Source organism: Coprococcus sp. AF99-45, assembly GCF_027663865.1.
In the GTDB taxonomy this organism is placed as follows: domain Bacteria; phylum Bacillota; class Clostridia; order Lachnospirales; family Lachnospiraceae; genus Allocoprococcus; species Allocoprococcus comes.
Window position 1 is genome coordinate 91110 of sequence record NZ_JAQDGZ010000006.1, and the last position, 26192, is coordinate 117301.

Here is a 26192-nt window from a genome sequence, read left to right on the forward strand (position 1 = left end):
GCGGAATAAATAAAAAAAACGAGTAAATGTCATGTGAAAAGACATTTGCCCGTTTTTTATTACATATACTGTATCTGCTCTTTCGCCGGTTCCGATGCCGGATTTTCAAAGAATTTCTCTTTTTCCGTCACTTCCAGTACTTCTCCATGATCCATGAAGATCACCTGATCGGCAATTCGCTTTGCCTGAGCCAGATTATGTGTGACGATGACGAAAGTATACTGGTCTTTCAACTCCAAAAGCGTTTCTTCGATTGCAATTGTATTCTTCATATCCAGTGCGGAGCACGGCTCGTCAAGGAGCAGGATCTCCGGACCGGCACAGAGGCTTCGTGCGATAGCAAGACGCTGCTTCTGACCGCCGGATAATTTGAGGGCGGATTTTTTCAGTTGATCTTTGACCTCATCGTAGAGTTTTGCTTTCTGCAGAGACTCTGTAATTTTCTCAGCAATCTCTTTCTTATTACGGACACCGTGGTATTTCAGTACATAAGACAAATTCTTTTCGATACTGTGCGGGAAAGCGATCGGCTGTTGGAAAACCATGCCAACACGCCTTCTGAGTTTTTCTTTCGGAAGAGATTTGATGTCGGTTCCTTCTAAAGTAATTGTTCCTGAGAGATAGCCGCCTTCTTCTTCTACCATCCGGTTCAGGGTTTTCAGAAAAGTTGTTTTTCCGCAGCCGGACTGACCAACGATGGCTGTAATCTGTCCTTTCGGGATCGTCAGGCTGATTCCGTGAAGAATTTCGTGTTTTCCAAATCCACATTTTAGATTTTCTATATTCAGCATATCAGTTGTCCTTTCGTAGATAGGTGATAAATTTACATATTAACTGGATGATGAGCAGGAAGAGCATCAGTACAAATGCGGTTCCATAAGCATAATCCAGAGAAAATCCGTTGTTCACAAGGATATACAGGTGATATGGAAGTGACATGAACGGATCGGAGAGAGAATGCGGAACATCTGCCTGCATGACAGCTCCGGTGTATAAAATCGGTGCAACGGCACCCATGCCGTATGCCATTCCAAGCGCAACGGTTCCGAGAAGCTCTACAGAGCAGACCGGAAGGATCACTTTCCGGAGGGCATACTCACGGGAAAGTCCGAGACTTAGGGAGTTCTTCATATATTCACGCCCCTTCTCTTCCAGAATCTTTTCTGCTCGGATTGCAACAAAAGGAATGATCATTGCTGCAACACACAGTGCCGAACAAAGAAGGCTGCGGTTAAGTCCAAAACGGTAGATCAGAAGAGTATATCCAACCAGCCCGAACAGGATCGAAGGGATTCCGGAAAGCCCGGTGATCGCCATATTTACAAGGACGGAAAATCGTTTTCCGGTGCTGTAAAATACAAGATAAATGGCAGCGCCGATACCAAGGACACCGCCGATCAGTGCGGAAAGTGCGCCAAGGTAAATGGAACCCATCAGTGCCGGATAGATACCGCCTGCAGTTCCAAGTGGAACACCGGCAGGCTTGTCAAGAAGGAAGGACAGGCTAAATACTTTTTTCCCTTTCCAGAAGACATAAAGGAAAAGGAAGAGTGTAACAACGATCACGCAAAGTCCGAGTATACTGAGAATCAGGCGTGTGAAAAATTTCTGCAGTTTAGTTCTCATGGGTGGCAAGCCTCCTTTTCAGAAGATAGCTGATACCGAGTACGATGAAAAGAATCACAAGCAGCGCAGCGTTTGCAACGTAAAGTACGGAGAGGTGAAGGCTTCCGTATTCAATACTTCCCATTTCCAGTGCGGTGAGGGCAGGAAGTGTTTGACCACGTCCAAGGAGTTTGGGATAAATCGGGGAATTACCGATTACCATCATGACTGCCATTGTCTCGCCAAGTGCGCGGCCGAATGCCATCATTGCACCTGCAATGATTCCCGGCCGGATTGCCGGAAGAATAAAATGCAGCAGGGTAAATTCTCTGGAGAATCCAAGTGTGATCGCACTGAACTCGTAAGTCTTTCGTGCAGTCTGTAAAGATTCATGACAGGTGGAAATAACGAATGGTAAAAGCATGATCCCCAGCACGATCCCGGCTGCCAGGATACATTGACCGGCTGCCATATGGAGGTGGGTGGCAAAGGCTTTTACAAGAACCGTAAGTCCGATAAATCCGAAGATGACGGACGGGATTCCTGCAACCAGATCGATGAACGCAAGGAATAAGGATGCCACCTTTTTCGGAAGGTAATAGTCCAGAAAGCAGGCACAGGCAACGCCGAAGATGAGTGCGAGGACAACTGCGATCGCTGAGACATAAAGGGTACCGGCAATCGCAGGTAAAAGTCCGTACTGCGGTTTCTGACTGACAGGGCGCCATTCGGTGGTAGGCAGGAACATTTTGATTCCAAGCTGTGAAATGGCAGGAATACTTTCCTTCACAATATGGATCATCATGACTGCCATCAGTGCCGTTACGAGAAAGGCAGCCAGATAAATGATTCCTTTGCTGAATTTATCTGAAAGTTTCTTAAACATAGTAAATCCTTTCTAGGTATGATGCAGGACAGACAGCGCTGTCCGGATACAAATCAAAATTGACCCCTGGGATTAACCAGCGACATATAGCAAGAAAAAGGGGTGTGTCTTTGCACACCCCTTCAATATCGGAAGATTATTTCATAGGAATGAATCCCATATCTTCTACAGTTTTCTGTCCTTCATCACCAAGAACGTAATCAAGGAAAGCCTGCTGTACATCTGTCGGATCACCAGAACCTACAAGAAGAAGTGGTCTCTGGATGATGTAAGATCCATCAAGAATGTTTTCTTTTGTTGCAGCAACACCGTTTACTTTCAGTGGAGTTACTTTTCCTTCATTCTGGTTAGCAACACCAAATGAAGCATATCCGATTGCGTATTGGTTATCAATGATATCCTGAACAAGTTCACCCATAGAAGAAGCCTGGATCGCATCCGCTTTTACTTCTGTGTCACCCATGATATTCTTCTGGAATACTTCGTGAGCTCCACCGTTGATATCACGTGTAATAACAACAACTTCTTCGTCAGGAAGAGATGAGTCAAGATCTTTCCATGTAGCATATTCGCCGGAGAAAAGTCCTACGATCTGTTCCGTTGTAAGGTTATCAAGAACATCATTTACCGGATTAGCCGGGTTTACTGCGATCGTCAGAGCATCGATACCAACCTGGTATTCTTTTTCATCTTTGATTGCTTCTTTTTCTTCATCCTTTACGCTTCTTGCAACCATACCAAATGTTGCAGTTCCATCGATAACGGCTTTGGTTCCCTGTCCGGATCCGCCTGCTGAAACGTAGATTGCGATATCTTCTTTTGGAAGAGATGAATCATATGCATCCCATGTTCCATAAGTATCAAAGAAAGTAGTAGCCATAGAAGTGATAACCGGTGCTAAAGTAGAAGATCCGTTAAATAAGATCTGGTTACTTTCTGTATCGGCAGAAGCTTCTGTCTTTGCACCCTCTTCTTTTTTGCTGTCAGCAGAATCTGACTTGCTGCTTCCGCATCCTACTGCCATAGATGATACCATAGCAAGTGTAAGAGCGATTGATAAAAATCTCTTTTTCATTGTATGTATTCCTCCCTGAATAAAATTTACATATCCAAAATATAAATTTAACATTCTTTTAATAAAATGTATGTTGCATGGACAACATTTTTTATAGATAATTTACATGAATGATATAGAATATATCTATACACTAAATATCTATGGAAGGAATGGGAAAGCCATGCTATACTGTACATACGAATATGTGTTTGGTTTTTATTCTACGGGAACTTCCTGTGAAATAAAAGGTATTGCGTGCCATAGGTGCACATTTTTTAAATTATGGAGGAATTCATGACGGAAGAAATTAAAAAGCTGATCATTTATACAAGAAAAATGAAGAAAAGGGAGCCGTTGTACCGGGACTACCCGGAGGAGTTCCGGGAAGAAATCCGGGGATATCTGGAAAGCAACCATATTTCCAGACTCTATGCACATCAGGTTGAGATGTTTGAGAAGGTCAGAGCCGGAGAAAATGTGGTTATTACGACTTCGACGGCAAGTGGAAAGACGCTTGCCTTTCTGCTCCCGGTATTGCAGGAAATTCTGGAAGACCCGCTGACACGTGCGATTTTTATTTACCCGACCAAGGCACTGGCAAGTGACCAGTACCGCGCGATGCAGTCGATTTTGAAATTTTTCGGAGAGGGAAGAGTTTCAGCAGGCGTGTACGATGGAGATACCAAACCTGCCGAGCGGACAAGGATCCGCAAGAGTGCAAATATTATCCTGACCAATCCGGAGATGCTGAACTCGGCATTCCTTCCGAATCACAGCAATTACGGGTTTGACGCGATTTTTGCAAATTTACGATATGTAGTGATCGATGAGCTTCATTCTTACCGCGGTGCTTTCGGAGCACATCTGGCAAATATTTTCCGGAGAATGCACCGGATTTGCCGGTATTACCATTCGAATCCGCATTTTCTGTGCAGTTCCGCGACGATCGCCAATCCGGTAGAGCTTGCCGAAAAGATCTGTGGAAGCGGATTTACGCTGATTGATCGGGATGGATCGCCGGCACCGGAGAAGGAATACTGTATTATCCAGCCGCCGGAGATCAAGGGGAATAATGACAAAGTATACGGAAGGATTGCGGCGTCAACCGTGGCAGCCGGACTGATACCGGAGCTGGTGGAAGAGGATCATCATTTTATCACCTTTGGACGATCCAGAAGAAATGTAGAAGTTATTCTAAAAGAAGCAAAGGATAAATTAGATGCTGCCGGATTTCTTGGAATGGCGCGGGTGGGCGGCAAGAATCCGGCAGATCTGATCGCAGGATACCGTGGCGGTTATACCCCGCTGGAGCGAAAAGAGATTGAGCGGAAGATGACGGAGGGAGAACTGACCGGGCTGGTATCGACGAATGCACTGGAGCTTGGAATCGACATCGGAAAGCTGGATGCAACTGTGATCGTTGGTTATCCGGGGACAAGGGCGTCCTTCTGGCAACAGAGTGGACGTGCCGGACGAAGCGGCAGTGCCTGTGTCAATTATCTGATCCTGGAAAATGAACCGTTTGACCAGTACATTGCCATCGATCCGGAATGGCTGTTCTCAAGAGAAAGTGAAAATGCGATCGTGGATCCGGACAATCTTCTGATCGAGCTTGCACATCTGCGCGCAGCGGCTGCTGAGATGCCACTTTCACTGGATGATATTGCGCTTTTTCCGGATCTTGGAGAAATGATCCCGGTGCTTTTAAGCGCCGGAGAAGTAAAAAGCCTTGCCGGAAGATTTGCCTGGGCGGGACCTGCATTTCCGGCAGGGGATTACAGCCTGCGTAATATGGACAAGACCAGGTTCAAGCTGCTCGCGCAGGAGGACGGACATGAGATCACGGAGATGGACGAATCCCAGGCATACCATGAGATCCATCCGGGTGCTGTATATATGCATGATGGTGCATCCTATGAGATCACGAAGATGGATCTGGTCAGCCGGACAGCTTACGCCATTCCGTTTACAGGGGATTATTATACGGTACCGGCAGGACAGGAAGAGACGCGTATCCTGCATGTATTTCAGGAGGACGCGTATCAGAGGACGGAAATCCGTTTTGGAGATATCAATGTAAACGAAATCATTGCTATGTACAAGAAACTGCAGTTCCATAACCATCAGAATCTGGGCTATGTGACGCTGACACAGCCGCTTCAGAAGGATTATGGCACGGAAAGCACCTGGCTTACGATGCCGGAGAATGTTGTCAGAGTCTACCGGAGTCTTCTTTTGCCAAATCGGATGGGAGAGCTGGTGCTGAACAATCATTTTGACGGAATGCAGTATGCGATCAAGAATGCGGTAATGATGGTGACGATGACGGAACGGGATGATATCGATGTGACCATGTCCAACAATGCGACCATTCCGGATGAGTTCCGGGAGGAAAAGGTGTCCCTCTTCATTTATGACAAATATGAGGGCGGACTTGGTTATTCGGAGAAGATCTATGATCTGATTCCGGAAATTCTGGAAAGTGCGATTAAAATGGTCAGCGGCTGTCCGTGTGAGGATGGCTGTCCGGCATGCGTAGGTGACTACAATCTGGATAAGAAGACGGTTCTGTGGGGACTTGATAATCTTCTGGAAGAGAGCGAACCGCCGGTTTATCTGAAGAAAAATATCAAAGAGCCACAGCCTGTGATCCGGAAAGAATTTTCTTTCTTCAATCTGCCGGATGAGTGGGAGAAGGTCTGTTATGCCGTGGTCAAAAATGGCGAGGCAGGCGGGCAGTTCCTGAAGACCATTAAAAAAGTCAGTACAGAAGGACACAAGCTGATCCTGACGATGGAAAATGAATTTTATGCAAAATGGCTGATGGAGCCGGATAACCTACAAAGTCTGACCAATACCTTGCGGTATCATGTGATCTGTCCGGCGGATATGCAGATCCGGGTACGGTATGAAGCGAAAATGGATGAGCAGGAGAAAAAAGAACGACAGAAGAAGAGAGACCGTTTGCAAAGGCGATATGATGAACAGCTTGGAAATGAATAATATAGAAGAAATAAAAACTTTAAATCCTTACCAGCAGGAGGCGGTGCTGGATGAAAGCCTGGCATGTCTGGTAAATGCAAATGTAGGGAGCGGAAAGACAACAGTGCTGATCGAGAAAGTGCGGCATCTGCATGAGAAAAAGCAGGTTTCGTATGAGAAAATGGCAGTGCTTACCTTTACCAACAAGGCGGCAGATGAGATCGCAGAACGTCTATCCAGAAAAGAAGCAGAGCTTACGGAAGAAGAACTGTGGGGATTTGGAACCTTTCACAGTGTTGCCTTAAGGATTCTGCGAAGATTTCTTCCGGAAAAGGCAGAAGACGGAACAAAATTGGAAGAATGGAACCGGAAATTTACCGTTATCACACCGGAAGATGAAATGGAAATGGTGCTTGCCATTGCAAAAGAAGGCGGTTATAAGATCAAATACCAGAACCGTCTGAAAAAGCGGATGGAAGAGGATTACGCGGCATATCGGAAAGGAAGAACACAGGGAAAATACAAAGATGATCTGTTTCAGATCTTTCCGCTTCTTGAGAAGGCAAAAAGACAGCAGAATAAAATGTCCTTTGCAGATCTTCTGGAAGAAGGAACGCAGGTGGCAAAAGAGCAGGAAGAGGTGCTGGATCTTAAGTGGATCATTGTCGATGAGGTACAGGACAGTGACGAAAAACAGCTGAAATTTCTGGAGGCGTTAAAAGGCACACAGACCCACTTTTTTGCGGTGGGGGATCCGAATCAGGTGATCTACAGCTGGAGAGGAACTGGACCGAATATGTTCTTCCTGATCAAGCACAGATTTGGCGCAAAAGAACTGACTCTGCCGGTTAACTACCGGTCCGATGAAGTGATCCTGGAAGCGGCGAACCGGTTTCTTCAGTTTGGAGGAAAGATTGAGGGAAGTGGCGAAAGAGGGGAGAAGATTCTGGTAAGGAATCATTATGATCCATTTATCGAGGCAGAGTATCTGACAGAGCGGATCCGTGAGCTTCATGAGAAGGGACTTCCTTACCGGGAGATTGCGGTTTTCTACCGGGTGCAGAAGCAGGCAGAGATTCTGGAAAAAGTATTTGAAAGAGCAGAACTTCCTTATGTTCTTCCGGCAAAACAGAAAGAGGATGAGGATCCGGTTCCGGAAAGACCTCATATGATCCGGGAGTATGTTGCAGAAGGGAAGCTGAATGCGGTTTCGGGCGAACACACGATGGAAAAAGCGGCAGATACAGAACGACAGACGGAGGAAGAAGACGCAGTTCATCTTATGACACTGCACGCCTCAAAAGGTCTGGAATTTGACTATGTATTCATCATCGGAATGAATCAAGGACTGATCCCGCTTCGCTGCAAAAGCATAGAACAGGAAGAAGAGGAGCGCCGTCTGTTCTTCGTAGGACTGACCCGTGCAAGGAAGAATCTGGAACTTTCCTATTATACAAATCCGACGATCCCGGGGACATATGAGACACCAAGCAATTATCTGCGGATGCTGCCGGAGGAGCTGCTTGACTGGGAAGAAAAGCCGGGAAGTGAGTCGCGGAAAGCGAATCTGCAGAAACTGCGGAAAGATACGCGGGAGCTGATCAGGGAGAAAAAGCAGGAGGAAGAAGAACAGAAAGAAACACGGAAGCCAGAGCGAAAAGGCAGACATCCGAAGTACGGGGAAGGGGAGATTATTTCTGAGGACGAGATGATGATCGAACTGGAATTTCCGGGATATGGAAAAAAACAATTTCTGAAAGCATTTGGCGAAGTGGAAGTTTTGAAAGGCTTATAGAAAATGGCAATACAAATTGTTTGCTGAAAGAATTTATCAATAAAATATTTTTTCATGAAAGGGCATATGGGAGTGAATTTTTTTTCACCTCTATATGCCTTTTAAAAGAAAAGTGAATATTTATTCATAGAATTATCGCGATAATTTTATTATAATTTCAATAAATTTTATGAATATTTTATTTATTTCTAAGGAGGTAGCAATATGGATGCTATGAAAATCGCCAACAGTATACCGATGTGGATCGCCTGTGGAATCCCGGTAATACTCGTTATCGCACAGGCCCTGATCTTTGCAAAAAAATCTTATTCGGCAGGAAAGAAGATCGGACTTACAGAAAAGCAGATGAAGAACGCAATCAAGAGCAGCGCGATCACTTCCATTGGACCATCTATTGTAATCTTACAGTGTACTCCTGAAAGATGAAAAAAATATCGAGCTTTTACTGCGCTTTTTGAATCTGGAAGAAAAAATTTAACGTTTCCTTGAACAAGAATTGATGATTTTCAGGGCAAAAGATGATACAATATATATTGTGTGAAAAAAAAGACAAAAAGGGAGATGCCTATGCCAAAGAAACAGAAGGCAAAGATAAAGCAGAAAAATAAATGCCCTGAAAAGCTGATCCGGACAGAGGCTGCAAAAGAGATTGCAGAGATAGACCGTTCGCTTCAGGATCAGAAGTATCAGCTCAGATGCAGAGCTGCAATCGATCTTCTTACAGCAAAGCTGAATATGATAAATGCAGATCTTTCGCGCAAGAAACGCCATGTTGTGATCAACCAGATCAGCAGCAGAGTGAAGACGGCAGAGAGTATTTATACAAAACTGATCCGGAAAGGCCTGGAGCCGGATTTTGACACGGCAAGAGCAGAACTGAAGGATTTGATCGGAATCCGCGTGGTCTGTCCATTTGAAGATGAAGTGTACGAGGTCGCAGACCGTCTGAAAGCGCAGGGAGATGTACAGATCATCCGTGAGAAAGATTATATTAAGAATCCCAAAAAGAACGGATACAAGAGTCTTCACATGATCGTGGAGGTCCCAATTTATTCATCCAAAGGACCACTGAAGGAAAAGGTGGAGATCCAACTCCGTACGGTGGCAATGGATTACTGGTCTGTGCTCGAGTACCAGATATTTTATAAGAAGACAGAGAATGAAGAGGTTGCAAAGGAATTAAAAACCTATGCAGATGAAATTTCTGAGCTGGATGCAAAAATGCTGAAACTCAGGGATAAGATTGAAAAAATGTAGTAGAAACACAGGGAAAGAATGTGCGAAGGCGCATTCTTTTTTTGATACAATCAGGAAATCAATTGCATAGGCATTCCAGTTAGGTTATAATCTAGTACAGTATGGACAGATAAATTACAGAATGGATATGAGGAAATACCATGAAAATGATCAAGACAGATAAACTTGTATTTGAATATGCAAAGCGTGACGAAGAAGGTAATATTATAGGGAAAAGCCGCGCTATTGATGAGGTATCGCTGGATATCGAGCCGGGACAGTTTATTGCGATCCTGGGGCATAATGGCTCTGGGAAGTCTACACTTGCAAAGCATATGAATGCCCTGCTGGTTCCGTCTGACGGAACCATGTGGGTAGACGGAATGGACACGAAGGAAGATGAACATCTGTGGGATGTACGTCAGAGCGCCGGAATGGTATTCCAGAATCCGGATAATCAGATCATAGGAACGGTCGTTGAGGAAGACGTGGGATTTGGTCCGGAGAACCTGGGCGTGCCGACAGAGGAGATCTGGCAGAGAGTGGAAGATAGCCTGAAAGCGGTTGGGATGATTGAATACCGTCACCATTCACCGAATAAATTGTCCGGGGGGCAAAAGCAGAGGGTTGCAATCGCCGGTGTCATGGCAATGCGTCCAAAGTGTATTGTACTGGATGAGCCAACTGCGATGCTGGATCCGAATGGAAGAAAAGAAGTACTTCGAAGTGTGATGGAGCTGAGAAAAAGAGAACACATTACAGTGATTCTGATCACCCATTATATGGAAGAGGTTGTAGATGCAGACCACGTATTCGTAATGGATCACGGTCATGTGGTAATGCAGGGAACACCGAGAGAAATCTTTTCACAGGTGGATACTTTAAAGCACTACAGACTGGATGTGCCGCAGGTGACGATCCTTGCTGATGAACTGAGAAAAAGAGGACTTGATATTCCGGCGGGAGTTTTGAAGAAGGAAGAATTGGTGGAGATATTATGTCGATTAAATTAGAACATATCAATTATGTATACAGTGAAGGAACTGCATATGAAAAGCATGCGCTGAAGGATGTATCCCTGGAAATCCCACACGGTGAATTTGTCGGGATCATTGGTCACACCGGCTCCGGTAAATCGACACTGATCCAGCACCTGAACGGACTGATCAAGGCGACAAGCGGAGCACTTTATTACAACGGAGAGAATATTTACGGAGAAAACTATAACTTACGTGAGCTGCGAAATCAGGTCGGGCTGGTCTTTCAGTATCCGGAGCATCAGCTTTTTGAGGTCAATGTACTTCAGGATGTCTGTTTTGGACCGAAGAATCAGGGACTTTCACCGGAAGAATGTGAAAAGCGGGCAAGAGAGGCGTTGCAGCTTGTTGGTCTCAAAGAAAAATATTTCGATCATTCCCCGTTTGATCTGTCAGGCGGGCAGAAAAGACGTGCAGCGATCGCAGGTGTACTGGCAATGCGTCCGAAGGTACTGGTTCTGGATGAACCGACTGCAGGACTGGATCCGAAGGGAAGAGATGAGATCTTGGATCAGATTGCCTATCTGCACGAAAAAGCAGACATGACTGTCATTTTAGTTTCCCACAGTATGGAAGATATTGCAAAATATGTGGATCGTATTATTGTGATGAATAAAGGCAGCGTCATGTTTAATGATGTGCCAAAGAAAGTGTTTGCACACTACAAAGAACTGGAGAGTGTGGGACTTGCAGCACCACAGGTAACGTACATCATGCATGCGCTGAAGGAAAAGGGAATGGATGTTCCGACAGATGCAACCACGATAGAAGAAGCAGCGGATGGCATTATGAAAGCACTGAAGAAGGAGAGGGCAGCCAAATGATTCGAGACATAACGATTGGACAATATTATCCGGCTGACAGCCGTATCCATAAGCTGGATCCGCGTGTGAAGATTGTATGCACACTGCTGTATCTGATTTCTCTTTTTACATTTAAAAGTATTTTGGGATATGTACTTGCGACTGTGTTCCTGTTTGGATGCATTAAGCTGGCGAAGGTACCGTTTAAATTCATTGTCAGAGGACTGAAGCCAATTATCATTCTGCTTCTGATCACAGTATGTTTCAACTTATTTCTGACACCGGGCGGAAAGACACTGGTCCATGTGGGCTTTATCAAGATCACGGAGTACGGCTTAAGCACAGCGGTTTATATGGCGATCCGGCTGATCTATCTGATTATGGGATCCTCACTTATGACACTGACAACTACACCGAATTCACTGACAGATGGTCTGGAGAAGCTTCTTCACCCATTGAATAAGCTCCATGTACCGGTACATGAGATTTCGATGATGATGTCGATCGCACTTCGTTTTATTCCGATCCTTCTGGAGGAAACGGATAAGATCATGAAGGCACAGATTGCCAGAGGTGCGGATATGGAAAGTGGAAATCTGATCCAGAAGGCAAAGGCAATGATTCCGATCCTGGTTCCGCTCTTTGTATCCGCATTCCGCCGTGCCAATGATCTTGCAATGGCAATGGAAGCAAGATGTTATCGCGGTGGCAATGGCAGAACCAAGATGAAACCTCTGATTTATAAGAGTGCTGACCACATGGCATACCTGATTACGATCCTGTATGTTGTGATCGCATTTGTTGTTGGAAGATATGTTCCATTCAAGCTGTGGATCTTTTAAGGAGTCATAAGATGAGAAGAATCAGATTAACAGTGGCTTATGATGGAACAAATTATTGTGGCTGGCAGATCCAGCCAAATGGAATTACGATCGAGGAAGTGCTGAATAAGGCAATCTGTAAGCTCACCGGAGAAGAGATTCAGGTGATAGGGGCGAGCCGGACGGATTCCGGGGTTCATGCAAGAGGAAATATTGCTGTGTTTGACACGGAAAGCAGGATACCGGCAGAACGTTTTTCTTATGCCCTGAATCAGCGTCTTCCGAAAGATATTGTAGTTGTAAAATCAGATGAGGTGGATCTTAACTGGCATCCACGTTATCAGGATACTCTGAAAACCTATGAATATCATATCATCAATACGAAAGTGCCGATTCCGACAGAGAGGCTTTATAATTACTTTGTAAGTTTTGACCTGGACGTGGGGCAGATGAGACGCGGAGCGGCTTATCTGGAAGGAGAACACGATTTTGCACCATTTTGCTGTATCCGTACTAATGCAAAGACAACGGTGCGGACAATCACAGATTTGCAGATTCTGCAAAGCGGAGAGCATATTACGATCCGGATTACGGGAAATGGATTTTTGTATAACATGGTGCGCATCATAGCCGGGGTACTGGTGCGTGTCGGAAGAGGATTTTACGAACCGGAAAAGGTAAAGGAACTTTTGGAAGGCGGAGAAAGAACCAGGGAAGCGGTCACGGCACCGCCGCAGGGACTCTGCCTGATGGAAATCAGCTATCAGAATGAAGAATAGTGCATGAGTCTGCTTTTTAGGCAGGCTCATTTTTTTACAGGAAATTCCGAATAGAAGGTACTACATATCGGAGAAATTTTACAATAGAAAAACTCTATAGAGAAGTCGGTCTATCCGGATAAACAATAAGTAAAACAGGCAGTTTTATTGAAGAAATATTATGAAAATGTTATCCTAATAACCAGAGGCATTTTGGAAAAACAGCATAGAAACAGGATGTCATTAAAGAGAGAAAAGGGAAGAAATATGAATTATGTAGGAATTGATATCGGATCAACAGCATCCAAGGTTGTTGTTGAAGGAGATAAGAAAGAACATTTCGTACTGCCGACAGGATGGAGCAGCAAAGAGACTTGCGAAAAGATCAAGAATAAGCTGCTTGAGATGGGGGTAGATGTTACCTCAGATGATACAAAGGTAGTTGCTACAGGATATGGAAGAATCGCAGTTGATTTTGCAGATCATGTAATTACAGAGATTACCTGCCATGCCAGAGGTGGTCGTGAACTTGCAGGGGGGGACTGTTCGATCATTGATGTGGGAGGACAGGATACGAAGGTGATCATTGTACAGAATGGAATGGTATCCGATTTCCAGATGAATGATAAATGTTCGGCGGGAACAGGAAAGTTTCTGGAGATCATGGCGAACCGCCTGGGTGTTACGATCAATGAATTATTTGATATGGCGGCAGCAGGAGAAGTTATTCCGATCAGCTCACTTTGTACGGTATTTGCCGAATCTGAGGTGATTAACTATATCGGAGAAGGAAAAAAGCGTGAAGATATTGCGGCCGGAGTTGTAGATTCTGTTGCCAATAAAGTAGTGCAGCTTGCGCAGAAAAAGGAACTTGGAGACAGAGTGATCCTGACCGGAGGACTCAGTCACAGCATTTATTTCACAGGAATCCTGTCAGACAAGCTGGATCAGAAAGTGGAATCAGAAGAGTTTGGCCGTTTTGCGGGGGCATACGGGGCAGCACTTCTTGCCAGAGAAAAAAAGGATAAAAGGAGATAATGAAAATGGAACTGATTAAAGATTTACCAGAGGTATTTGAGGAATTCGCAGAGCAGAGACAGAAATCGTTTCTGGCTGTCAAGGAGTTAAAAGAGAAAGGGGTTCCGGTTGTTGGATCGTACTGTACATACTTCCCGAAAGAGATTGCAATGGCGATGGGGGCAGGATGCGTAAGCCTTTGCTCAACTTCTGATGAGACAATTCCGGAAGCAGAGAAAGATCTTCCGAAGAACCTCTGTCCGCTGATCAAATCAAGCTATGGATTTGCAAAGACAGACAAATGTCCGTTCTTCTATTTCTCAGATGTAGTAGTTGGGGAAACAACCTGTGATGGTAAGAAGAAGATGTATGAATATATGTCAGAATTCAAAGATGTATTTATCATGGAACTTCCGAATAGCCAGAGAGAACCGGGACTTCAACTCTGGAAAGGCGAGATCATCCGTTTCAAGGAATATCTGGAACAGAAATTTGGCGTGACGATCACGGAAGAGCAGATCCGTGAAGCTGTAAAGACAGAGAATCAGGCACGTCGATCCTTAAAGAAACTTTATGAAGTAATGAAATATGATCCGGCTCCGATCAAAGGACAGGATCTGTTCAAAGTTCTGTACGGAAGCACCTTCAAATTTGACCGTTCCCTGATCCCGGGTGAAGTGGATGCTCTTACTGCGAAGATTGAAAAAGAATATGCAGAGGGCAAGAGAGAAGAGAAGAAACCACGTATCCTGATCACAGGATGCCCAATCGGAGGAGCAACTGAAAAAGTAATCCGTGCCGTAGAAGACAACGGTGGTATTGTTGTAACTTTTGAAAATTGCAGCGGTGCAAAATCCATTGACAAGCTGGTAGACGAGGACGCAGAAGATATCTACGATGCAATCGCAAGAAGATACCTCAGCATTGGATGTTCTGTTATGACGCCGAACCCGAATCGTCTGGAGCTTCTTGGAAGACTGATCGACGAATATCAGGTAGACGGTGTGGTAGATATGATCCTTCAGGCCTGTCATACCTACAATGTGGAGACTAATACCATCCGCAAGTTTGTGACAGGTGAAAAGGGAATTCCGTATATCAGTGTGGAAACCGATTACTCTCAGGCAGACATCGGACAGCTGAACACCAGACTTGCTGCGTTTGTTGAGATGCTGTAAATGGAGAGTATGATGAAGAGAAATGCGTTTCAGTTCCGCAGGGCGAATGAGGAGGATCTTCCTGAAATTTGTCGTATAGTAAAGCTTGCCGGAGAAATTGTTCCCGTGAAAGAATGGTTTGAGGCAGAGGATGAAGAATTTCTTGCAAAGCATATCCGTGAGGAAGGATTTACCCTTTTGGCAAAGAAAAATGGACAGACTGCAGCAATCATGATTGTCCGTATTCCCGGACTGGCAGAGGACAACCTGGGAGAATATCTGAAGATTTCCAGGGAAGAAATGAAGCGGGTTGCGCATCTGGAGATTGCTGTTGTAGTACCGGAGTATCAGGGATACGGACTGCAATATGAGCTTTTCTGTCAGTCAGAAGCAATCGTAAAAAATAAGCAGATGAGGTATCTGATGGCAACAGTTCATCCGGATAATATATACAGTTTTCGCAATATGGAAAAGCTTGGAATGAAGGCAGTTCTCGAGACAAAGAAGTATGGCGGGAAACGAAGATATGTTATGAGTAAAACATTAGAATCTTAGAAAGAAACGAAAGAGCTTATGGAAAATGTAATGGCACATTTTCCATAAGCTCTTTTTGAATACAAGTATGAATTGTAAAATGAGAAAGTTTCTTAACTAACAACTTCAATGTTGACATACTAACTTCGGGTAATATAAACTATTCTAAGTTAGAAAATGCAAACAAGAGGAAACAGAATGAAATTCAAAAATAAAATCATTGTGGTCTGTCTGTGCGCATCTGTATTCGCGGGTGGATGCGGTCAAGATGGTCAGAATACAACAAAGAGTAAAAATAGTGAAGGAACAGCCAGTTCGAAGGAAAGTACAGAACGAATCTCTCAGGATAATGAGGCATCAAAAGACATTTTTGCAATGGATACCTATATGACAGTGACAGCATATGGAGAAAAAGCACAGGATGCGGTGGATGCCGCTGAAGCAGAGATTGAAAGATTAGATACACTTTTATCAACGGGAAATGCAGACAGTGAGATTGTAAAACTGAATGAACAGAAAAGTGCAACACTTTCAGAAGATGGCGGATATCTTGTGAAGCGCGCACTGGAACTGAATAAGGAAACGGATGGGGCATTTGATATCGCAATTTATCCGGTTATGGAGGCGTGGGGATTTCCGATACAGGATTTCCGTGTCCCATCAGCTGACGAACTGACAGGGCTTCTGAAGCATGTGGATGCAGCGAAGATCTCATACGATAAGGATACGAGAGAAATCTCTTTTGAAGATGACCAGATGAAAATCGACCTTGGAGGAATTGCAAAAGGCTATACTTCTTCGCGGATTATGGATATTTTCAAAGAAAACGGGATTACAAGTGGTCTGGTAAATCTGGGTGGAAATGTACAGGCACTCGGAACCAAGACAGACGGAAGCAACTGGCGGGTTGCGGTACAGAGTCCGGACGACACAGAGGATTATCTGGGAGTTTTATCCATTCAGGATAAAGCGGTGATCACATCTGGAGGATATGAACGTTATTTTGAACAGGATGGTGTGACCTATCATCACATTATTGATCCAAAGACCGGATATCCGGCAGAGAACGGACTGGTATCTGTCACGATCGTAAGCTCGGACGGAACCCTTGCAGATGGGCTTTCCACCTCCCTTTTTATCATGGGAGAAGAAAAAGCGGCAGAGTTCTGGAAGGCGCACAGTAATGAGTTTGAGGCGATCTTTGCGACAGATGATGGGACGATTTATGTGACAGAAGGTCTGAAAGACAGCTTTACAACGGATCTTGACATGAAGGTTATTACGAAATAATTTGCGTGAAATGAGAGGATAATGAGAGATGGACATCAAAGAAACCGGTAAAAAATTAAAACCGTTTGCACCCGTTCTTTCAGTTGCACTGGTTACGGCGTGCGTGGCAGGCTCTTTAAGTGGATATGAGGCTCCGGTCTATGCAGCGACACAGGAAGAAACACCGGTAAAAAAAGAAGAAACAAAAGAGAAGAAAGAAGAAAAAAAGACAGTAGCCAAAGGAACATTTGACTTGGAGGATGGTGTGTATAAGGGAACCGGAACAGGGTATGCAGGAGACATCACCGTATCGGTACTGATCAAGGACAAGCAGATCGTTTCGATTGATATTCTGAGCTGTTCCGATGATGCGGCGTTTTTCACGCGTGCGAAAGCGGTGATCGACAAGATCATCGAAGGACAGACGCTGGATGTGGATACCGTATCGGGAGCAACGTTCAGTTCCAGAGGAATCATCAGCGCGGTAAAAAATGCGCTGACCGGGGAAAAGGATACCAGTGAGACAGGACAGGCGCAGTCCGGTCAGACAGGGGCGGCGGCAGGAAGCTCAACTAGTGTGGCACAGGTAGAAGATGCGGCAGCGTATAAGGACGGAACTTATTACGGTTCGGGAACCGGATTTGGCGGTCCGCTGAAGGTTATGGTAGAAATCAGCGGAGGGAAGATCGCATCCATCCAGATTGTGGAGAACAGTGACGGAAGCGATTATATTTCCAAAGCAGCTTCTCTGATCGATTCTATTATTACGACACAGAGTACTAATGTGGATACGGTGTCAGGGGCAACCTACAGCTCTGTCGGAATTATCCAGGCAGTCCGGGATGCACTGGGTCAGGCGGCGGTAAATGGTACATCGGACAGCACGCAAAATAACAATAGCAACAGTAATAACAATAGTTCGTCAGATGACGATAGTTCTACTGTAACCGGAACTGTTCCGTACAAGGAAGGGATCTATTACGGAACAGCAGAGGGTTACAGCGGAGATGTATCCGTTGCAGTCGTGATCCAGGAAAAGACGATCAAAGCAATCCTGATCACAGAAAGCTCAGATGATGAAGCATTCTTTAATCGTGCAATGGATGTTGTGAAAAAGGTGATAAGGACACAGAAGACAGACGATGTAGATACTGTGTCAGGAGCAACCTACAGTTCCAAAGGACTGTTAAATGCGATCAAGAATGCACTGAAACAGGCAGAGAAAGTGACAAATGGAGAATCCATTGATGAGAAGCCGGATTTGACAGAATTAAAAGAACTAATCGAGAAAGCTGAGAAGCTGGAAGAGGATACATACACAGAAACGAGCTGGACAGTTCTGCAGACCAGACTTGCGGACGCAAAAGATGCACTTGAGGAAACGAAACAGACTGCGGTTGATAAAGCGGTGGAAAAGCTGAAAACAGCAATTGCTCAGCTGGAATCAAAAGACGGAAAAGATGAGGAAAATACAAAGTATATCAGTGGAATCTATGAGGTGACCGTTCCTTGTAAGCCGGATGATGACGAAGATTTTGAAGAATATAATCTGACGATGACGGTGACAATCCGCGACGACAAGATTATGGCAATCACGGATATCACGGGTGATGGGGACAGCGGTAATGACAGATATATCACGAAAGCTGCAAATGGTACTTCAAATATAAAGGGTGTGGTATCCCAAATCATAGATAAAGGAATGCCGGAGGATATTGATACTGTTTCCCGTGCAACCTGCTCTTCCAATGCAATCCTGGAAGGATGCAAAAAAGTACTGGAAGCAGCAGAAAGACCGACAGATATGGAGGCTGAATAACAATGAGAGAATTCTGGGTAAGACTGGTAAGTATGCTCGCGATCGTGGGAGTTCTGCTGGGATACAATTCAGTGCTGGATGTGCGTGCGAAAGAAGATGAGATCGCCCGGCTTTCCGCACAGGTTGCCGGAAACGGACAATCAGACAGTGAAAATGGAGGTTCCACAAACTACAAGGACGGAACCTATACCGGGGAAGCTGATGGATTTGGCGGAACGATCCAGGTAGAAGTGAAGATTGAGAAAAGCAAGATTGCAGAGATCAATGTGATATCGGCAGAGAAAGAAGACGGAGCATACCTTTCCATGGCAAAGGATATGATTCCAAAGATCATCGATGCACAGAGCGCAGATATAGATACGATCAGTGGTGCGACATTCAGCTCGACCGGAATCAAAAATGCATCGGAACAGGCTCTGGAAAAGGCGGTAAAGTAACGTGAAAAAGATGGATATTCATAATTTAACGGCGAAAGATATAAAAAAATTACATATATGGCTGAGAGCATTGATCCAGGTACTTTATTTTCTGTTTATCCCATCTGTGTATACAGCGGCATTTGCCGGAGTGAAATACATCTTTACACAGATCGGTGCAGGCGAAAAGGTTGCCGTGACCTCTTTCGTGACAGTACTGGTTGTGATCTGCATTTACACCATTCTGTTCGGAAGATTCTTTTGCGGATTCGCTTGTGCGTTCGGTACACTGGGAGATGGTGTGCATGCACTCTATGGGTGGATCTGTAAAAAGAGGAAAAAGAAACCTCTTCAGATTGCGGATGCATGGACAGAAAAGCTCTGTTATCTGAAATATATTGTACTGGCACTGATTTCAATCTTGTGCTTTGCAGGCATCTATGGAAAGGGAAAAGGAACCAGCCCGTGGGATGTATTTTCCATGCTCCATGCAGGCAACTTTAAGCTTGGCGGATATCTGGTGGGACTCGTTCTTATGGTTCTGATCCTTGTGGGAATGTGTTTTGAAGAACGGTTTTTCTGCAGAAATTTCTGTCCGATGGGAGCTGTGTTTTCCCTGCTTCCGGTCCTTCCGTTTTTCGCACTTCACAGAGAACGGGAAAACTGCATCAAAGGATGCAAGGCATGTACAAAGAAATGTCCTTCTAACATCGGACTTCCGGAAGATGGATCTCCGAAGGTAGAAGGGGACTGTTTCCAGTGTCAGAAATGTATCGATACCTGTCCGAAAGGAAATATTCATACCGGAGTAAAAGGACTTCGTGGAAATGAATTCTGGTTTACGATTTTGCGGGCAGTAATCTTACTGATTCTTCTGCTCTGGCTGGGTGTATAGAAGATGAAGAAGAAAGATCTGATACTTGGAGCAGGAATTATTGTGATTGCGCTTGCGATGCTGCTTGTGATGCAGCTGACGAGAGGGGAAGAAGGAAATCAGATCCGGGTTACGCTGGATGGGAAAATCTATGGAACGTATTCCTTGTCGAAGGATCAGACCATCGAAGTAAAGGATGGCGATTTTTATAACCGGATCCGGATCGAAGACGGAAAGGCGTATATGGAAGAGGCAAACTGCCCGGATGGATACTGTGAAGAGCAGGGAAAGATCAGCGGGCATACACAGACGATCGTCTGTCTGCCACATAAGCTCGTAGTAGAGGTTCTGGAAAATGAGAATGACCAGAGCTTTGGAACTTCAGATCCGGAAGATGTAGCTCCGGATACGATCGCAAAATGATAAAGGAAAAACAGATGAATAAAAACAAAAAACTTGCCAATATGGCAATGCTGGTTGCGCTGGCGATGATATTCAGTTATGTGGAAAGCTTAATACCGATCAATTTCGGGATACCGGGAATGAAGCTCGGAGTTGCCAATCTGGTGACAGTGACTGGGATGTACTTTCTGGAATTTCCGGAAGTATTTCTGGTGGTAGTTATGCGAATCCTGCTGACCGGCTTTTTATTTGGAAATGGAATGTCGATCGTTTACAGCCTGGCAGGAGGAATCTTAAGCTTTCTGGTCATGGCGCTGATGAAGAGGCTGAAAGGATTTTCCGTAGCCGGAGTCAGTATCGCCGGAGGCGTGTCACACAATATCGGTCAGATCATTGTGGCATCAGTTGTGATAGAGAATCTGAAACTGATTTATTATCTTCCGGCACTTCTGATCGCTGGTACAGTGACCGGATTTGTGATGGGAATGATAAGTAAAAAGTTGCTTCCGATCGTAAAAAGAGAATCGGAGAGAGAGGCGCAGATAGGTTAATTTTTTTTAATTATGGGTTAGCAGAAACTAACTTAATAATAAATTTTATCAACAACAAGGAGGTAATTATGGGAAAGGGAACAATTAAGACAAAAGCTATGACGATGGCTGTGGCGATGTCAATGGTAGCTGGACTTTGTCCGTCGACGGTGTTTGCGGCAAACAGTGAGGTTGTAGCGAAGGTTCAGGATGGAACATATACAGGGACTGCAGAGTGTACACCGGATGGAGATGGAGAGTTTACAAAATATAATTTATCTTTATCAGTGACTGTAGAAGATGGAAAGATAAAGTCAATTGATAATGTTCTGGGTGATGGTGACAGAAAAAATAAGAGTTATATTGGGGATGCGACTGACGGATATGACGATTATATAGGTGTTGTAAAGCAGATTGTAGATGCTAACGGAACAGATGAAATCAACGCAGTATCTGGAGCGACATGTTCATCGAATGCAATTGTGAATGCAGTAAATGATGCATTGGAAAAAGCAACTAAGAAAGATGAAAATACTGTAAAGACAGATGGTTTACAGACTGCAATTACAAAAGCAGAAAGTTTAACTGAAAATGATTATGGAGCTGATTCATGGAAATCAATGCAGGACGCACTGACAGCAGCGAAAGATGCTCTTGAGAAAAAAGAATCCCAGACAGCAGTAGATACAGCAACAACAGAGTTAACAAAAGCAATTGATGCACTTGTGCCGAAAACACCAGATGCACAGAAAGAAGTCTATGTATTAATGAACATTCCATATGCTGATTTCTACAAAGCAGATGGAGTGACAGGTGCGGATACTGTTTCATCAGCAACAAAACAGAAGACCAGAGCTTCACTGGCATCGGGTTCTTATCATGTGAACAGCGATGGTTCTGATATTACCGGCGTAACATTTCCGGTTAAGATCAGTGATGGATCTGTATTAGAAAAATATACACAGGTTACTGATGAAAGTGAAGTTACGATTACAACAAATATTAAAGGAAAAGAAAATACTGTTACATATAAAGGACAAGATGCATTATTTGAAAGCGCAAGCTATTCTTATTACACATTAAGTGATACACCGTCATACTATAAAGAGGCAACTGTAAATGCGGATGGAAGTCTTAGCTTTAGCGAAGTAAAAGGAACAGAACCGACAACTTTGACAAATGCGACAACTGAATTTTCTACGTCATCAAGATATGGTGATTACCAGTTAGATATTACGAGTGAGGATCTGAAAAATGTGAATACTGTATATGGTGTAGTGGTCAGCACAAAAGAAGGAAGCAGTTATGGACTTCGCCATGTGGAAAATATCTGGAAGAAAACAAAACTTGCATGGAGTACTGGATTTGTAACAGAATCCCATGGGAACACACTGGATTCCAAAGATTATGCTGCCATGATGGGACAGACGATCAATAAAGTAACTTACTACACAGATCAGGGTATTTATGAAATCCCGATGGATCAGCAAGTTGCAAAGAAATTTGACGGAGAAGTATCAGTAGCAGATGTATCTGTGAAATCAGAAAAAACAGCTATAACGGTAAGTGGACTTCCAAATGATTTTGAAGAAGAATATAAAATTGATGGAATCGATGAAGATGCATATTCTGTTGAGATCAAATCAGATGGCAAGACAACTACAAGAACAATTAATTTTAAGAAAGCACTTGCAAAAGGTAGATATACAGTTACGCTTAGCGATAAGAATGGAAATTATGCACCGATTTCAACGATTTTTAATGTTTACACAGAGACAATGCCGGTAAAATATAATGAGGATGATAAAAATCCGGCTGTGGTAAAGAATGATAATGTTGAGGAAGAAGAATTTCAGACGTATTTAAAAAATATTACTTCTGTTACAGTCAATGGAAAAGAATATGCAGCATCTGGAAAGAAAGCAGTAAAACTGATTAAAGAAGATGGCAAACTTGATCTTGAACAAGATGTATTCAAAGATGCAAAAGCAGGAGATGCATTTGCTGTAACAATTGCAGAAGATGGATATCAGCCGTATACATTTACTTATAAAGTGCCTGGAGAAGACAGTGAATATTCTTATGTTTATGTTGGAATGAGCTGGGCTGAGTATTGGGCAAATGAAGGGGTGTATAATGCAGGAAGCATAGAAGCGTCAGATGTTAAGGATTCACGTGATGAATATGATAAAGGTGCGTTTGACACTGTTACAAGAGCTACAACAAACCATGGACTTCACAGAGGAAGTTTTCAGTGTACTGCAGTGATTGAAGACACTGAGGGTAAAAAACATTATTTGTCACATTGGGAAGGTAAAGATCAGGCAGTGATGACAGATGGTACGACTTATACTTATGCAAAAGGTGTATTTACAGCAAAAAATGGAAGTTCATTTACGCAGAAAGATTATGAAGTAACCGGGCTGAAATATGTGCCGGTTAAGATAAGAACAGCAGATCTGAATTCATTGAAAGAAAAATATACAGTCGTAGAAAATGGCGGTGAACTGATTGGTGGATACGGTGAAAACCAGCTCAAGTCATACAAAACGATTGCAGATGTAACAGCGAATACAAATGGTCTTAAGACAGCAGAAAAGCAGGAAGATGGTTCTTTCGCATTTTCAGCAAGAACAACAGGATCTTATTCTGGATTAAAGGATACACAGCTTGCAACTGCTGATGTTACTCCGGATGTCAAAGCAGGAGATAAAGTTGGAAGCTATGGAGAATTCATCCGTGTAGATTTTAATGGAAATTATGGCGGACTTGGTTCTGCGATGCAGGCTGTTGAATGGACGTACTATGGAAATGATGATACTTATACAAATCCGGTAAGAGTATTTGGAACAAAATTTGCATCAGATAACTGGATGCATAAATCAATGGGGATCCAGCTTGGACTTACTGATTCTTTAAGATGCCAGCTGCCGGAAAATACGAATGGAACCGGTTACTGGAAGATTACTATCTATGGACTTGGTTATGCTGATTACAGCTATAATTTTGAGGTTGGAACAGAGAATATTGCCACATTAAAAACAGCAAGTGCAGAAGAAATAGCGGCATTGCAGGCAAAGATCGATGAAGCAAAAGCCTTGAATCGATTTGCGTATACTACTGATAGCTGGAAAAAGATGCAGGATGAACTGGAAGAATCAGAAGTTCTCCTTAAGTCAGAAAATCCATTGAAGTCAGAAGTAAACGAACAGGTTAAACATCTGACAGATGCAATTGACTCTCTTGTGACAGTGCAATATGTTCTCATGAACATCCCATACGCAGAATTCTACAAAGCTGAAACAACAGGTAATGATATTGCGGTAGATGCATTTACTTCTGCGACAAAGAACAAGACCAGAACCAAAGGACTTGCGGGAGGATCATATCATGAAAATGCAGATGGATCCAAGATTGATGGTATCACTTATGCTGTAAAAGTAGACCCTTCGGTAGATCTTTCAAAATACAAAGAAGTGAAAGACGGTGATTCCGTAGAAATTACAGTTACAAACAGAGGACAGACAACTACCACAACACTGACTGGAAAAGACACATTATTTGAAAATGCATCTTATGCATACTATCCACTTACAGAAGCACCGGAAAACTATAAAGAAGTTTCTGTCGATGCAGATGGAAATCTTGTGTTCAGTGAAGTAAAAGGTCAGGAAGCAACGAAAGTAGAAGGAGTTACAGCTGAACTTTCAACCGAAACATCTTATGGAGATTATGAGCTTAATCTTGATGGACTTCCAGAAGAAATCAAATCAGATAATGTAAATGCAGTTGTAGTAAAGACAACAGACGGAACCGCTTATGGTATGCGTCATCTGGAAAATATCTGGAGAGGTAATGAAATCGCATGGAGTACCGGATTTACAAGTGAAGTACATGGTTGCCCGACATCATCTGAACATTACAAATCTATGATGGGCAAGACCATTGACAGCATTGAGTATTATACAACAAATGGGGTGTATACAATGGATATCGCAGATATCTATGTTCCTGTAAAATCAGAAACTACAAAAGCAGAAGTTGCAGATGCAGACATTACAACAGGCAAGACTACAATCAGTGTACAGCTTCCAGATGAATTTGATCCGGAATACAGTGTGGATGGACTGGATGTGTCGGTAGAAGGTAATGTACTGACTTTTAAAGCAGCGACAGAGAGCAGAGCAGCAGCTTCTGTAAAACCTGGAAAATATACCCTCACAATTAAAGATAAGAACAAGAAATATGCAGATGTTGTTACAACGTTTACATTGACAACAAAAGATATGCCTGCAGCATATGATGAAGAGAATAAGAAACTTGTAGAGGCAGAAGGATTTGACATAGATGCGCTTAAAGCTTATCTTGGAAATATTACTTCTGTAAATGTAAATGGTAAAGATTATGCAGCAAGTGGAAGAGGCTCCGTAGTTATTATCAATAAGGATGGTACGATCAAGACAGATGCAGATCCGTTTAAGGATGCGGTAGCTGGAACGGAATTCCAGATTACAGTAGCTTCAACAGGTTATACAACTCCTCTTACATTTACTTACAAGATAGCAGAGACTCCGGCACCGGCAGAGGTTGATACAACAGCACTGGAAGCTGCAATTGCAGAAGCTGATAACCTTAAAGAAGCAGACTACACAGCAGACAGTTGGGCTGCATACCAGGCAGCACTTCAGAATGCACGCACTGTATTGGAAGCAAAGGAAAGTCAGGAAGCAGTCAATCAGGCACTTTCTGCTTTGAATGCAGCAAAAGATGCACTGGTTAAAGCTGAAGAAGAACCGGTTGCAATCAATACTGCTTCTCTTGAAAAAGCAATTGCAGATGCAAAAGCGCTTAAAGAAGCAGACTACACAGCAGAAAGCTGGAAAGCACTGCAGAGCGCACTTTCAGATGCCCGGAAAGCACTGGAAGCGAAAGAAAGCCAGGAAGCAGTAGATAATGCAACAAATAGCCTGAACAAAGCGATCAAAGCACTTGTAAAGAAAGGCAGCTCATCTGTAAAGAAGACAGATGGTACAACCAATGGATCCAAGACAAGCGGAAGCGATTCTGTAAAAACAGGAGATCCGGCAAGTGTACTTGGCTGGCTTGGACTTGCAGTTTCTTCGCTCGGAGCAGGTATGGGCGGCTTTGCCTGGAAACGCAGAAAAAAAATAAGACTACACGATAATTTGTAAAA

Annotated in this window: 22 protein-coding genes; 18 read left to right on the forward strand and 4 right to left on the reverse strand. The window is 43.7% G+C overall.

All coding sequences use genetic code 11. The features are described 5' to 3' along the window. Nucleotides 1–59: 59 nt before the first annotated feature. The 4 genes from PGR14_RS06925 to PGR14_RS06940 form a co-directional block, all read right to left on the reverse strand. Nucleotides 60–791, reverse strand: a complete 732-nt coding sequence (locus tag PGR14_RS06925) for a phosphate ABC transporter ATP-binding protein (RefSeq protein ID WP_055247668.1) — start codon at nt 789–791, stop codon at nt 60–62. A gap of 1 nt (nt 792) precedes the next feature. Then, a complete protein-coding gene (locus PGR14_RS06930) occupies nt 793–1626 on the reverse strand; it encodes a PstA family ABC transporter permease (RefSeq protein WP_270223172.1) in 834 nt (277 codons plus the stop codon). Continuing rightward, nucleotides 1616–2491 (reverse strand): phosphate ABC transporter permease subunit PstC, encoded by an 876-nt coding sequence (pstC, locus tag PGR14_RS06935; protein WP_270223173.1) that lies wholly within the window; start codon nt 2489–2491, stop codon nt 1616–1618. Before pstC ends, PGR14_RS06930 begins: the two co-directional genes overlap by 11 nt. 136 nt (nt 2492–2627) lie before the next feature. Next, on the reverse strand, nt 2628–3566 hold the full coding sequence (locus PGR14_RS06940) for a phosphate ABC transporter substrate-binding protein (RefSeq protein WP_022220803.1): 939 nt from the start codon (nt 3564–3566) through the stop codon (nt 2628–2630). Between the two features lie 276 nt (nt 3567–3842). Between PGR14_RS06940 and PGR14_RS06945 the strand changes: the two genes are divergently transcribed. From PGR14_RS06945 to PGR14_RS07030, 18 genes are all read left to right on the forward strand, one after another. Next, nucleotides 3843–6551, forward strand: a complete 2709-nt coding sequence (locus PGR14_RS06945) for a DEAD/DEAH box helicase (protein ID WP_243002792.1) — start codon at nt 3843–3845, stop codon at nt 6549–6551. Beyond that, nucleotides 6472–8325, forward strand: coding sequence for an ATP-dependent helicase (locus PGR14_RS06950; protein WP_242856245.1), 1854 nt, complete (start codon nt 6472–6474; stop codon nt 8323–8325). The genes PGR14_RS06945 and PGR14_RS06950 overlap by 80 nt, the downstream gene beginning before the upstream one ends. 204 nt (nt 8326–8529) lie before the next feature. Continuing rightward, a complete protein-coding gene (locus PGR14_RS06955) occupies nt 8530–8751 on the forward strand; it encodes a DUF5058 family protein (RefSeq protein ID WP_055247674.1) in 222 nt (73 codons plus the stop codon). A gap of 141 nt (nt 8752–8892) precedes the next feature. Next, entirely contained in the window at nt 8893–9582 is a 690-nt protein-coding gene (locus PGR14_RS06960) for a GTP pyrophosphokinase (RefSeq protein ID WP_022220798.1), read from the forward strand. A 140-nt stretch (nt 9583–9722) separates the two neighbouring features. Next, nucleotides 9723–10574, forward strand: coding sequence for an energy-coupling factor transporter ATPase (locus PGR14_RS06965; RefSeq protein WP_008373161.1), 852 nt, complete (start codon nt 9723–9725; stop codon nt 10572–10574). After that, on the forward strand, nt 10559–11422 hold the full coding sequence (locus PGR14_RS06970) for an energy-coupling factor transporter ATPase (protein ID WP_022220797.1): 864 nt from the start codon (nt 10559–10561) through the stop codon (nt 11420–11422). The genes PGR14_RS06965 and PGR14_RS06970 overlap by 16 nt, the downstream gene beginning before the upstream one ends. Next, nucleotides 11419–12243 carry an energy-coupling factor transporter transmembrane component T family protein gene (locus PGR14_RS06975; RefSeq protein ID WP_055156067.1) on the forward strand — a complete coding sequence of 275 codons (825 nt, stop codon included), beginning with the start codon at nt 11419–11421 and terminating at the stop codon, nt 12241–12243. Before PGR14_RS06970 ends, PGR14_RS06975 begins: the two co-directional genes overlap by 4 nt. Before the next feature lie 11 nt (nt 12244–12254). Further along, nucleotides 12255–13001 carry a tRNA pseudouridine(38-40) synthase TruA gene (gene truA / locus PGR14_RS06980; RefSeq protein WP_055247676.1) on the forward strand — a complete coding sequence of 249 codons (747 nt, stop codon included), beginning with the start codon at nt 12255–12257 and terminating at the stop codon, nt 12999–13001. Nucleotides 13002–13247: 246 nt separating this feature from the next. Beyond that, complete coding sequence (locus PGR14_RS06985) at nt 13248–14018, forward strand: acyl-CoA dehydratase activase (RefSeq protein ID WP_022220795.1); 771 nt, start codon at nt 13248–13250, stop codon at nt 14016–14018. Nucleotides 14019–14023: 5 nt separating this feature from the next. Further along, a complete protein-coding gene (locus PGR14_RS06990; RefSeq protein WP_022220794.1) occupies nt 14024–15175 on the forward strand; it encodes a double-cubane-cluster-containing anaerobic reductase in 1152 nt (383 codons plus the stop codon). Then, on the forward strand, nt 15176–15709 hold the full coding sequence (locus tag PGR14_RS06995; RefSeq protein WP_055247678.1) for a GNAT family N-acetyltransferase: 534 nt from the start codon (nt 15176–15178) through the stop codon (nt 15707–15709). A 177-nt stretch (nt 15710–15886) separates the two neighbouring features. Beyond that, on the forward strand, nt 15887–16978 hold the full coding sequence (locus tag PGR14_RS07000; protein WP_055247680.1) for an FAD:protein FMN transferase: 1092 nt from the start codon (nt 15887–15889) through the stop codon (nt 16976–16978). Between the two features lie 28 nt (nt 16979–17006). Then, entirely contained in the window at nt 17007–18776 is a 1770-nt protein-coding gene (locus PGR14_RS07005; RefSeq protein ID WP_055247681.1) for an FMN-binding protein, read from the forward strand. Nucleotides 18777–18778: 2 nt separating this feature from the next. Further along, nucleotides 18779–19213 (forward strand): FMN-binding protein, encoded by a 435-nt coding sequence (locus tag PGR14_RS07010; protein ID WP_055156073.1) that lies wholly within the window; start codon nt 18779–18781, stop codon nt 19211–19213. A gap of 10 nt (nt 19214–19223) precedes the next feature. Beyond that, nucleotides 19224–20087, forward strand: a complete 864-nt coding sequence (locus tag PGR14_RS07015; RefSeq protein ID WP_055247738.1) for a 4Fe-4S binding protein — start codon at nt 19224–19226, stop codon at nt 20085–20087. Nucleotides 20088–20090: 3 nt separating this feature from the next. Continuing rightward, nucleotides 20091–20489, forward strand: a complete 399-nt coding sequence (locus tag PGR14_RS07020; protein ID WP_055247684.1) for a NusG domain II-containing protein — start codon at nt 20091–20093, stop codon at nt 20487–20489. Nucleotides 20490–20503: 14 nt separating this feature from the next. Next, on the forward strand, nt 20504–21019 hold the full coding sequence (locus tag PGR14_RS07025; RefSeq protein ID WP_055156111.1) for a Gx transporter family protein: 516 nt from the start codon (nt 20504–20506) through the stop codon (nt 21017–21019). Nucleotides 21020–21087: 68 nt separating this feature from the next. After that, on the forward strand, nt 21088–26190 hold the full coding sequence (locus PGR14_RS07030) for a penicillin-binding Tp47 domain C-containing protein (protein ID WP_055260812.1): 5103 nt from the start codon (nt 21088–21090) through the stop codon (nt 26188–26190). Nucleotides 26191–26192 lie beyond the last annotated feature (2 nt).

Excerpts from the sequence above, each read along its gene's own strand:
- PGR14_RS06970 (WP_022220797.1), top strand. The coding sequence starts at position 10,559 with ATGTCGATTAAATTAGAACATATCAATTATGTATACAGTGAAGGAACT.
- PGR14_RS06955 (WP_055247674.1), top strand. The coding sequence starts at position 8,530 with ATGGATGCTATGAAAATCGCCAACAGTATACCGATGTGGATCGCCTGT.
- PGR14_RS06960 (WP_022220798.1), top strand. The coding sequence starts at position 8,893 with ATGCCAAAGAAACAGAAGGCAAAGATAAAGCAGAAAAATAAATGCCCT.
- PGR14_RS06990 (WP_022220794.1), top strand. The coding sequence starts at position 14,024 with ATGGAACTGATTAAAGATTTACCAGAGGTATTTGAGGAATTCGCAGAG.
- truA (WP_055247676.1), top strand. The coding sequence starts at position 12,255 with ATGAGAAGAATCAGATTAACAGTGGCTTATGATGGAACAAATTATTGT.
- PGR14_RS06940 (WP_022220803.1), bottom strand. The coding sequence starts at position 3,566 with ATGAAAAAGAGATTTTTATCAATCGCTCTTACACTTGCTATGGTATCA.
- PGR14_RS07000 (WP_055247680.1), top strand. The coding sequence starts at position 15,887 with ATGAAATTCAAAAATAAAATCATTGTGGTCTGTCTGTGCGCATCTGTA.
- PGR14_RS06930 (WP_270223172.1), bottom strand. The coding sequence starts at position 1,626 with ATGAGAACTAAACTGCAGAAATTTTTCACACGCCTGATTCTCAGTATA.
- pstC (WP_270223173.1), bottom strand. The coding sequence starts at position 2,491 with ATGTTTAAGAAACTTTCAGATAAATTCAGCAAAGGAATCATTTATCTG.
- PGR14_RS06985 (WP_022220795.1), top strand. The coding sequence starts at position 13,248 with ATGAATTATGTAGGAATTGATATCGGATCAACAGCATCCAAGGTTGTT.
- PGR14_RS06925 (WP_055247668.1), bottom strand. The coding sequence starts at position 791 with ATGCTGAATATAGAAAATCTAAAATGTGGATTTGGAAAACACGAAATT.
- PGR14_RS07010 (WP_055156073.1), top strand. The coding sequence starts at position 18,779 with ATGAGAGAATTCTGGGTAAGACTGGTAAGTATGCTCGCGATCGTGGGA.
- PGR14_RS06965 (WP_008373161.1), top strand. The coding sequence starts at position 9,723 with ATGAAAATGATCAAGACAGATAAACTTGTATTTGAATATGCAAAGCGT.
- PGR14_RS07015 (WP_055247738.1), top strand. The coding sequence starts at position 19,224 with ATGGATATTCATAATTTAACGGCGAAAGATATAAAAAAATTACATATA.
- PGR14_RS06995 (WP_055247678.1), top strand. The coding sequence starts at position 15,176 with ATGGAGAGTATGATGAAGAGAAATGCGTTTCAGTTCCGCAGGGCGAAT.
- PGR14_RS06945 (WP_243002792.1), top strand. The coding sequence starts at position 3,843 with ATGACGGAAGAAATTAAAAAGCTGATCATTTATACAAGAAAAATGAAG.
- PGR14_RS06950 (WP_242856245.1), top strand. The coding sequence starts at position 6,472 with ATGAGCAGGAGAAAAAAGAACGACAGAAGAAGAGAGACCGTTTGCAAA.
- PGR14_RS07030 (WP_055260812.1), top strand. The coding sequence starts at position 21,088 with ATGGGAAAGGGAACAATTAAGACAAAAGCTATGACGATGGCTGTGGCG.
- PGR14_RS07005 (WP_055247681.1), top strand. The coding sequence starts at position 17,007 with ATGGACATCAAAGAAACCGGTAAAAAATTAAAACCGTTTGCACCCGTT.
- PGR14_RS07025 (WP_055156111.1), top strand. The coding sequence starts at position 20,504 with ATGAATAAAAACAAAAAACTTGCCAATATGGCAATGCTGGTTGCGCTG.
- PGR14_RS06975 (WP_055156067.1), top strand. The coding sequence starts at position 11,419 with ATGATTCGAGACATAACGATTGGACAATATTATCCGGCTGACAGCCGT.
- PGR14_RS07020 (WP_055247684.1), top strand. The coding sequence starts at position 20,091 with ATGAAGAAGAAAGATCTGATACTTGGAGCAGGAATTATTGTGATTGCG.